This window comes from Sandarakinorhabdus rubra (genome assembly GCF_010994245.1).
GTDB classification, from domain to species: Bacteria; Pseudomonadota; Alphaproteobacteria; order Sphingomonadales; family Sphingomonadaceae; genus Sandarakinorhabdus; species Sandarakinorhabdus rubra.
Genome location: NZ_WMHO01000100.1, coordinates 1 through 9,024, shown reverse-complemented (window position 1 = coordinate 9,024; position 9,024 = coordinate 1). Strand labels below are relative to the sequence as shown.

13 protein-coding genes are annotated in these 9,024 nt (G+C 66.4%); 3 read left to right on the top strand and 10 right to left on the bottom strand.

Going from position 1 to position 9,024, the window contains the following annotated elements; translation table 11 throughout:
- The 4 genes from GJV64_RS07815 to petA form a co-directional block, all read right to left on the bottom strand.
- Nucleotides 1–488 (bottom strand): adenine phosphoribosyltransferase (locus tag GJV64_RS07815; protein ID WP_164156704.1); only part of this gene is annotated, 488 nt, incomplete at its 3' end.
- Nucleotides 489–555: 67 nt separating this feature from the next.
- The gene (locus tag GJV64_RS07810; protein ID WP_164156703.1) at nucleotides 556–1,377 is read right to left on the bottom strand and encodes a cytochrome c1; all 822 of its coding nucleotides are present in this window, start codon (nucleotides 1,375–1,377) and stop codon (nucleotides 556–558) included.
- A gap of 13 nt (nucleotides 1,378–1,390) precedes the next feature.
- Nucleotides 1,391–2,689, bottom strand: coding sequence for a cytochrome b (locus GJV64_RS07805; RefSeq protein WP_164156702.1), 1,299 nt, complete (start codon nucleotides 2,687–2,689; stop codon nucleotides 1,391–1,393).
- Nucleotides 2,690–2,700: 11 nt separating this feature from the next.
- Nucleotides 2,701–3,267 carry a ubiquinol-cytochrome c reductase iron-sulfur subunit gene (gene petA, locus GJV64_RS07800; RefSeq protein ID WP_164156701.1) on the bottom strand — a complete coding sequence of 189 codons (567 nt, stop codon included), beginning with the start codon at nucleotides 3,265–3,267 and terminating at the stop codon, nucleotides 2,701–2,703.
- A 218-nt stretch (nucleotides 3,268–3,485) separates the two neighbouring features.
- On the opposite strand from petA, the gene hemF reads away from it, so the two are divergent.
- On the top strand, nucleotides 3,486–4,340 hold the full coding sequence (hemF, locus tag GJV64_RS07795; RefSeq protein ID WP_164156700.1) for an oxygen-dependent coproporphyrinogen oxidase: 855 nt from the start codon (nucleotides 3,486–3,488) through the stop codon (nucleotides 4,338–4,340).
- A 1-nt stretch (nucleotide 4,341) separates the two neighbouring features.
- Here hemF and GJV64_RS07790 read toward each other — a convergent pair whose 3' ends face one another.
- The 4 genes from GJV64_RS07790 to GJV64_RS07775 are packed head-to-tail and all read right to left on the bottom strand — an operon-like array spanning nucleotide 4,342 to nucleotide 5,971.
- Nucleotides 4,342–5,007 (bottom strand): hypothetical protein, encoded by a 666-nt coding sequence (locus tag GJV64_RS07790; protein ID WP_164156699.1) that lies wholly within the window; start codon nucleotides 5,005–5,007, stop codon nucleotides 4,342–4,344.
- A gap of 52 nt (nucleotides 5,008–5,059) precedes the next feature.
- Nucleotides 5,060–5,392: a Grx4 family monothiol glutaredoxin gene (gene grxD, locus GJV64_RS07785; RefSeq protein WP_164156698.1), complete on the bottom strand. Its 333-nt coding sequence runs from the start codon at nucleotides 5,390–5,392 to the stop codon at nucleotides 5,060–5,062.
- 28 nt (nucleotides 5,393–5,420) lie between these two features.
- Complete coding sequence (locus GJV64_RS07780; RefSeq protein WP_164156697.1) at nucleotides 5,421–5,651, bottom strand: BolA/IbaG family iron-sulfur metabolism protein; 231 nt, start codon at nucleotides 5,649–5,651, stop codon at nucleotides 5,421–5,423.
- Nucleotides 5,651–5,971 (bottom strand): DUF1476 domain-containing protein, encoded by a 321-nt coding sequence (locus tag GJV64_RS07775; RefSeq protein ID WP_164156696.1) that lies wholly within the window; start codon nucleotides 5,969–5,971, stop codon nucleotides 5,651–5,653. The genes GJV64_RS07780 and GJV64_RS07775 overlap by 1 nt, the downstream gene beginning before the upstream one ends.
- A gap of 191 nt (nucleotides 5,972–6,162) precedes the next feature.
- On the opposite strand from GJV64_RS07775, the gene purC reads away from it, so the two are divergent.
- On the top strand, nucleotides 6,163–6,984 hold the full coding sequence (gene purC, locus GJV64_RS07770; protein WP_164156695.1) for a phosphoribosylaminoimidazolesuccinocarboxamide synthase: 822 nt from the start codon (nucleotides 6,163–6,165) through the stop codon (nucleotides 6,982–6,984).
- Here purC and GJV64_RS07765 read toward each other — a convergent pair.
- Nucleotides 6,977–8,227 (bottom strand): MFS transporter, encoded by a 1,251-nt coding sequence (locus GJV64_RS07765; protein WP_164156694.1) that lies wholly within the window; start codon nucleotides 8,225–8,227, stop codon nucleotides 6,977–6,979. The two genes, purC and GJV64_RS07765, sit on opposite strands and share 8 nt — an antisense overlap.
- A gap of 91 nt (nucleotides 8,228–8,318) precedes the next feature.
- On the opposite strand from GJV64_RS07765, the gene GJV64_RS07760 reads away from it, so the two are divergent.
- Nucleotides 8,319–8,834, top strand: a complete 516-nt coding sequence (locus GJV64_RS07760; RefSeq protein ID WP_164156693.1) for a GNAT family N-acetyltransferase — start codon at nucleotides 8,319–8,321, stop codon at nucleotides 8,832–8,834.
- On the opposite strand, the gene GJV64_RS15480 is transcribed toward GJV64_RS07760, so the two are convergent.
- Nucleotides 8,835–9,024 (bottom strand): hypothetical protein (locus GJV64_RS15480; protein ID WP_205599559.1); only part of this gene is annotated, 190 nt, incomplete at its 5' end.

The window sequence follows — 9,024 nt, the reverse complement described above, 5'->3', positions numbered from 1 at the left end:
CGCAACCGCCCGGCCCCGCCCAGGTCTGGCAGGTCGATGGCGAAGGCGGCCTCCTCGATGCGGGCGCCGGCGCCGCGCAGCAGTTCCACACCGGCCAGCGCCGTGCCGCCGGTGGCCACCAGATCGTCAACCAGCACCACGCGCTGGCCCGGCTGCACTGCATCGGCATGCATCTCGATCCGGTCCGTGCCATATTCCAGCGCATAGTTGATGCCCGTCACCCGCCCGGGCAGCTTGTTCTTCTTGCGCAGCAGCACCAACCCGACGCCCAGTTCGCGAGCCAGCGCAGCGCCAAAGATGAAGCCGCGCGCCTCGATGCCGGCCACCAGGTCGGGCCGTCCCGACAGCAGCGCCGCCATGCGCGAAACGCTGGCGGCGAAGCCCGGCCCGTCGAGCAGCAGCGTGGTGATGTCGCGGAACAGGATGCCGGCGTGCGGATAGTCGGGGATGGTCCGCACCAGCGCTTTCAGATCATCGTTGACCATCATGCCCCCACAAGAAAAGAGGCGGCCATCCTGCCGGACAGCCGCCCCGTTTCAAGCCCTGGACTGCCGATCAGGCCGGCTTCTTCACGTCCGCCCAAACCTTGCGATAGGACAGGTAGCCGAGGAAGGTGAGCACCGTCAGGAACAGGATGGCGGCCACCCCGGTTTCCTTGCGGTTTTCCAGCTTCGGCTCGGCCGTCCAGGTCAGGAAGGCAGCGACGTCCTTGGCATACTGGTCAACGGTGCCGTTGGTGCCGTCGGCATAGGTCACCTGGCCGTCGGCGGCGAGCGGCGGTGGCATGGCGATGTTGATGCTGTGGAAATAGGGGTTGTAGTAAAGCGTGTCCGGCTTCACCCAGCCCTTCGGCACATCGTCCGAATAGCCGGTCAGCAGCGAATAGACATAGTTGGTGCCATCCGGACGCGCCTTGGTCATCAGCGACAGGTCGGGCGGGTTGGCGCCGTTCTGCGCAGCGCGGGCCGCCGCCTCGTTGGCATAGACCAGCGGGAACTTGTCGGCCGGGGTCGCCTTGCGGGTGGTCGGCTCGCCGTTGCCGTCGATGGCGGCCACTTCATATTCGGCGGCGATCGCCTTGATCTGGGCTTCGCTGAAGCCAAGATCGGCGAGGTCGCGGAAGGCGACGCGGTTGATCGAGTGGCAGGCCGAGCAGACTTCCTTGTAAACCTGGAAACCGCGCTGCAGCTGGCCGCGGTCGAAGGTGCCGAGCACCCCAAGGTTGCCGGGGCCATTGTGCGCCCATTCGACGTGCTTGGGATGCTTGTGCAGCTGCTTGGCCATGTCGGGCGCCGAGTCCTCGCGGGGCTGTACCGCCCCCCAAAGGACGTTGAGCACGAAGAGCAGGCCGACGACGAGAGCGCCGAGACGGATCATCTGGGGGAACTCCTTATTCGGCCGGCTGGGCGACGGGCGCCGCACCACCGCTGCCCTTGCCGACCTTGGCCAGCACGGCTTCCGAGATCGAACCCGGCAGCGGCTTGGTCTTCTCCAGCTTGGAGACGATCGGCAGGATGATGAGGAAATGGGCGAAGTAATAGGCGGTCAGCACCTGGCTCAGGCGCACCCACGGTTCTTCGGCCGGCGCCCCACCGCACACGCCCAGTGCCAGCGCCACCGCCACGAACACCCAGAACAGGATGCGCGACAGCGGGCGATAGTTGTTGGACCGCACCGGCGAGGTGTCGAGCCACGGCAGCAGGAAGAGCAGCAGGATGGAGGCGAACATCGCGATCACGCCCCACAGCTTGGCCGGCACGCCCAGGAAGTCGGTCGTGAAGGCGCGCAGGATGGCGTAGAAGGGCCAGAAATACCATTCCGGCACGATGTGCGCAGGCGTCGAAAGCGGGTTGGCCGGGATATAGTTGTCCGGCTCGCCCAGACTGTTCGGCATGAAGAACACGAAGGCGGCAAAGACGATCAGGTAGATGCCGAGGCCCACGAAATCCTTCGCGGTGTAATAGGGGTGGAACGGCACCGTGTCGGCTTCCGACTTGACGTCGATTCCGGTCGGGTTGTTCGAGCCCGGGATGTGCAGCGCCCAGACGTGCAGGATGATCACCCCGAAGGTCACGAACGGCAGCAGATAATGCAGCGAGAAGAAGCGGTTCAGCGTGGCGTTGTCAGGCGAGAAGCCGCCCAGCAGCCAGGTCTGGATCGAAGTGCCGACCACCGGCAGCGCCGAAAAGAGCCCGGTGATGACCTGCGCGCCCCAGAAGCTCATCTGGCCCCACACCAGCACATAGCCCATGAACGCGGTGGCCATCATCAAGAGGAAAATGACAAGGCCGAGCATCCACAGCATCTCGCGCGGCGGCTTGTAGGAGCCGTAATAGAGGCCGCGGAAGATGTGGATGTAGACGACGCCGAAGAAGAAGCTGGCGCCGACCGCATGCATGTAGCGGATCATCCAGCCGCCATTCACGTCGCGCATGATGTGCTCGACGCTGTCGAACGCAACGCGGGTATCGGCGGCGAAGTGCATGGCCAGCACCACGCCGGTGATGATCTGGATCACCAGCGCCACGCCGGCGAGCACACCGAAGTTGTAGAAAGCGTTGAGGTTCTTGGGCGTCGGATAGCCCGGCCCCAGCGCGTTGTAGACGAAGCGCGGCAGCGGCAGGCGCTCGTCCATCCATTTGCCGACCGCGCTGGTCGGCTGATAATGCTTGGCCCAGGGAAAGCTCATCTCTTCTCTCCTCAGCCGATCGTCACCGCGGTGGGCGACGTGAAGTTGTAGGGGGGGACCTCGAGGTTCTTCGGCGCCGGGCCCTTCCGGATGCGCGCCGCGGTATCATAGTGCGAGCCGTGGCACGGGCAGAAATAGCCGCCGAAATCGCCCTTGGCCTCGCCGTCGGCCGCGCCCAGCGGCACGCAGCCCAGGTGGGTGCACACGCCCAGCGTGATCAGCCACTGTTCGTTGCCGGCCTTGGTCCGGTCTTCCAGCTTCTGCGGATCGCGCAAGGACGCGATATCCACCTTCTTGGCATCCGCGATTTCCTGCGGGGTCAGGTGGCGGGCGAAGATCGGCTTGCCGCGCCAGCTGGCCTTGATCGCCTGGCCGGGCTGCACCGCCGACAGGTCAAGATCGATGGAGGCCAGCGCCAGCACGTCGGCCGACGGGTTCATCTGGTTGACCAGCGACCAGGCCACCGGAACCACGCCGGCACCGGCAAAGGCAGCGGTCGCCACATAGAGGAAATCGCGGCGGCGCTCGCCACCGGGGGTCAGATCATCAGCAGTCGCCTGCCGTGCTTCGCTCGCCATCTCGTCCCTTCCGGATGCCAATTGAACGACGGGCAGGGTTGCCTCCTGCCTGCATGGTGCGCCCGGATAGACAAGCCGGGGGGCCAACGCAACGGACAAAACACCCCAGCGCCCCGGACATTTTGGCGCGGGCATTACATGCCGGTAAGGAATTTTACAGATAGGTGCGCACACTTCTGGGGCTTCCCGCCGCCGCTCAGCCGTTCTAAGGCGGCGCCATGATCGCGCTTGATGACCAGCAGCAGGCCGCCCAGGCCTGGTTCCGCCAGCTTCGCAACGACATCTGGGCGATGCTGGAGCAACTGGAAGACGAATCCACCCTTCCCGGCGATGCCGGCCGCTTCGAGAAGCAGGTGTGGAACCGCACCGATCATGGCGGCGGCGACGGCGGCGGCGGCGAGATGGGCGTGATGAAGGGCCGCCTGTTCGAGAAGGCCGGCGTCAACATCTCCACCGTATACGGCCAGTTCAACCCGGATTTCGCCAAGCAGATCAACGGCGCCGCCGAGGATCCGCGCTTCTTTGCGACCGGCATCAGCCTTGTTATCCACCCGGCCAACCCGCTGGTGCCGGCCGTCCACATGAACACGCGGATGCTGGTGACCACCAAGCGCTGGTTCGGCGGCGGCGTCGATCTGAACCCTGCCCTGCCCGATCCAGAGGAAACCGCAGCCTTCCACGCCGCGGTGAAGGCCACCTGCGACCGCCACAACCCGGACTATTATCCGGCCCACAGCAAGTGGGCGGAGGAGTATTTCTGGGTGCCCCACCGCAACCGCCATCGCGGCGTCGGCGGCATCTTCTACGACCATCTCGACAGCGGCGACTGGGCAGCAGACTTTGCCTACACCCAGGATGTCGGCCGCTGCTTCCTTGAAACCTATCCCAGGCTGGTGCGCGCCAAGATGCACCAGCAATTCAGCACCGAGCAGCGTGCCGCGCAGCTCCGGTATCGCGGCCTCTATGCCGAGTTCAACCTCGTCTATGACCGCGGCACCACCTTCGGGCTGAAGACCGGCGGCAACACCGATGCGATCCTGATGAGCCTGCCGCCGCTCGCCACCTGGGAGTGAGCTAGCCTCGCAGCTGGCGCCAGCACACCACGCTGGCTGCCGCCCCGGCGATGGCGACCATGGTACTGGCCGCGCCGCCCAACAGGGCCACCAGGAAGCGGCCAACGGCATCGGCACCCACCAGCGTGGCCAGCGCCGAGACCGCCGAACCGGCGATGCCGGCCAGCATCAGCACGCCGATGACGCCGAACATGGCGACCAGCAGGAACAGGAACAGTACGCCCTGCGCGCGCTCACTCAGCTGCCAGCCGCGGCGCAGCACCGCCATCGGGGCGCCGCCTTCCGTCACCATCAGCGTGCTGGCGAGGAAACCAAGCCGGGCATAGAGATAGAGGCCGGGCAGCAGCAGCAGCAGCAGGCCGAAGCCGACCGGCAACGACGCGAGCAGCAGCACGCCCAGATAGGGCAGCCACAGCGGCAGGGCGCGGGCAAAGGCTTCGCGCGGCGTGATGTCGGGCCGCAGCAGCAGCGCGGTGACCACCAGCTGCGCGAAATTGCCGGTGAGGAACGGCAGCACGATGTAGAAGAGGATCTGCTGGCCGCTCAACTCCGCGACCGTGGCGGGCAGCGGCGGCAGCAGGAGCTGCACCGCCACCGAGGGCAGCAGGGTGAAGGGCGCCGCCACGAAGAACAGGCGCGACAGATCCCCCAGCACGAGACTGGTCATGCCATCCCAGATGGCGGGAACCGAAAGCCCTTTCACCGCCCGGCCTGACGGCTCAGGCGGCCGGCTTCACGCCGGCCTCGGCCACCAGCGCCTGAAGTTCGCCGGCCTGGAACATCTCCATCATGATGTCGCTGCCGCCCACGAACTCGCCCTTCACATACAGCTGCGGGATGGTCGGCCAGTCGCTGTATTCCTTGATGCCCTGGCGGATTTCCTGGTCGGCCAGCACATCGACGCCTTCAAAGGCGACGTTCAGCCGCTCGAGGATGGCAACGGCGGTGGAGGAAAAGCCGCACTGCGGGAAATAGGGCGTGCCCTTCATGAACAGCACGACATCGTTGCTGTTGACGAGGGCAGCGATGCGGTCATGCACGGGGTTGGTCATCGGAGGGTGGTCCTTCAAGTCTGCGCCATCAGCTGGCGCGCGTGGTGAGTTTCAGGGCGTGCAGCGCACCCCCCATGCGCCCGCCCAGCGCATTATACACAAGCCGCTGCTGCGCAACACGGTTCAGCCCGGCAAATTGCGGCGCTGTCACGATGGCGGCATAATGATCGCCATCGCCGGCCAGATCGCTGATCTCCACGGTGGCGCCGGGCAGCGCCGCCAGGATTGCGGCCTCGATCTCGGCAGCGGCCATCGGCATCAGGCTTCCTCCCCCGCCACCTGGGCTTCGGCCTGGGCCAGCTTCTCGGCCAGCATCGCCTTCAGATCGGCCTCGCCGACACCCAGGCTCTTCAGGTCGCCCAGCAGCTTGGCGATGATGTCGGCATCGCCCGGCACCTCGAGGTCGGAGAGCAGCACCGATTTCGCATAATCCTCGGCCGCCGCGCCCGACTTGCCGAGCTTTTCCGCCGCCCACAGGCCGATGAGCTTGCCGCGCCGGGCCAGGATGCGAAAGCGCAGATCGTTGTCGTGGGCGAACTTGGCTTCGAACGCCTTCTCGCGGTTGTCGAACGTGGTCATGGCGCCTGCCTTTCGCGATTGAGCCGAACCCGTTCCAGATAGGGGAGCCGGGGCCGCGGTTCAATCGTTGAACGGGCGATGATTGAAAGGGCTGACCATTGCCGCTATGGCCACTCCCCCGCGCCGCCGGGCCGTGCTAGCCTGATTGCCCGTGCCCGAACAGCTTCAAGAGCGCCGTCCAGGAGGACCGCATGACCCGCCGCCGCCAGATTTATGAAGGCAAGGCCAAGATATTGTATGAAGGGCCGGAACCCGGCACCCTGATTCAGTATTTCAAGGACGATGCCACCGCCTTCAACGCCCAGAAGAAGGGCACGATCAGCGGCAAGGGCGTGCTCAACAACCGCATTTCCGAGCATGTCTTCACCCTGCTCTCCACCATCGGCATCCCAACCCACTTCATCCGCCGCCTCAACATGCGCGAGCAGCTGGTGCGGCAGGTGGAGATCATCCCGATCGAGGTGGTGGTCAGGAACGTGGCGGCCGGCAGCATCTCCAAGCGGCTGGGCATCGAGGAAGGCACGATGCTGCCGCGCACCATCCTCGAATATTACTACAAGGACGATTCGCTGGGCGATCCGATGGTGGCCGACGAGCATATCGCCGCCTTCGGCTGGGCCAGCCAGGAAGAGATGCACGACATCGCCGACATGGCGATCCGCGTGAACGATTTCCTCGCCGGCATGTTCGCCGGGGTCGGCATCCGGCTGGTGGACTTCAAGCTGGAGTTCGGCCGGCTGTTCGACGGCGACTACAGCCGCGTGATCCTGGCCGACGAGATCAGCCCCGATGGCTGCCGGCTGTGGGACATGAAGACCGGCAACAAGCTCGACAAGGACCGGTTCCGCCGCGATCTGGGCGGCGAGGCCGAGGCCTATCAGGAAGTCGCCCGCCGGCTCGGCCTCTTGAGCGACGACGAAGCCGCCGTGCTCGATCTCGAAGAGCATCGCAAGGCCAGGGGTCAGGCCCAGGCCAAGGACGCTGCCAAGGACGCGGACAAGCCCGCTAGCTGACCGGCGCCAGCTTGCCGCTGGTCCAGTCGACAGGGTCGATCCGCGGCACCAGGATCGCGAACTGCAGCGTGCCCAGTATCACGATGGCCGCGGTCAGCCAGAAGGCGGGCTGATAGCCGGCGGCATCGACGATGATGCCGGTGATCACCGGGCCGATCACGCCGGCGAGGTTGCCAAGGCTAGTCTGCGCCCCCACCCAGCGCCCGGCCGAGGCCGGCCCGGCCATCGTCTGACCCATCACGAACAGGAGATTGGGGACCGGGCCATAGCCGAAACCGGTGATGGCAATCAGCGTCACCAGCGTTGGCCAGTCGTTGACATCGGGCAGCAGCACGAGGCCCAGAACACAGAAGCCCATCCCGAAGAACAGCATGCCACGCCGCCAGCGAGAACCATCCCCGCCCTTCCGGATGGCGCGATCAATGGCCCAGGCGCCAATGGTGCCGCCCAGGATCTGCGCCACATAGAAGGCGGAGGTGAGAAGGCTCATGTCGATGATGTTGAAGCCCTTCACCTTGACCAGCCACAGCGGCAGCCAGGCGACGATGAAATAGAGCGGGAAGGTCCCCGACATGTGCAGCAGCGAGGTCGACCAGAAGGTGCCCCGGCGCAAGACGTCGGCAATCGGGGCGGCAGGACCGAGGGAGGGCTGCCCCTTCCCCTCGCCTTCCTCAATTCCGGCGCGGGCCAGCCACCACGGCACCAGCCACACCAGCGTGACCGCGCCGAAGATGATGAACATCTCGCGCCAGCCCCAGATCTCCATGAGCGCACCGCCGACCAGCGTACCGATCAGCGGCCCCACGGCGAGCCCGCCCGACAACGAGATGTTGGCCAGCGTGCGCCCGCCTTCGGGCACCCGGGCGATCAGCTTGGAGCCGCAGGGAAAGGCCACCCCCTCGCCCAGCCCCATCAGCAGGCGCAGCAGCATCAGCGCGGTGACCCCGCCCGCCAGCCCCGTGCCCACGAAGCCCATGGCGATGGTGGCGCTGGCCCAGATCGTCACGCCCAGTGCCATCAGCAGCCGCACGCTCACCCGGTCGGCAAGCCAGCCGGCCAGCGCCAGGGCCGGCATGTAGGTCCAGTAGAAGCTGGAGACGATGACGCCATACCGCTCGTTGCTGAGACCGAATTCGTCCTTGATCAGCGGCGCCGCCACCGACACTGCCCCGCGATCGATGTAGTTGAGCGCAACCGCGACCCCGATCAGGATGATGGCCCAGCGCAGCGGTGCGGATATCATGCAGTTCTCCCCTGCCCCACTTGGCCGGGCAAGGCAGGGATCGTCAACCGGCGTATGGCGCGCACGGGTTTGCCCGGCCTATGGCGACCGCATGGACATCAGGCGGCTCGACCCTGAAACCGACTTCGGGCTGCTGCCCGACCTGGCGCAGATCCTCGCCGATTGCGTCGCCGGCGGCGCCTCCATCGGCTTCATGGCGGGCTTCTCGCACGGCGATGCGATGGCCTGGTGGCAGGCGCGAATCGCCGCGGTGGCCAGCGGCGAATTGATCGTGCTGGTGGCGCTGGAGGGCGGCAGGCCTCTCGGCACCGTCAGCCTGGTGCCGGCCACCATGCCCAACCAGCCGCACCGCGCCGACGTTGCCAAGATGATGGTGGCGCCAGGATCGCAAGGGCGGGGCGTGGGCATGGCGCTGCTGCGGGCCGTCGAAGCGCTGGCCCACAGCCGGGCCCGCACCACGCTTGTGCTGGACACGATCAGCGGCTCGGCAGCGGCGCGGCTTTATGAACGCGGCGGCTGGGAAAAAGTGGGCGAGATTCCGGCCTATGCGCTGATGCCCGACGGCACAATGGCGCCCACCACCTACTACACGAAGCGGCTGGGCTGATCAGCTCTTCAGGATGATCAGCGCCGCGATACCGCCGAAGGTGACCAGCGCGGCGGTGAGCGGCCAGAACAGGCCGGGCTGGCTCTTCTGCACCTTCGCGCGGACCTCCGGCCTTGGCGGCGGCGGGGGTGGCGGCGGCGCTGGCGCGGCCACGAACAGATCAGGCGCCGGCGGGGGTGGCGGCGGTGGC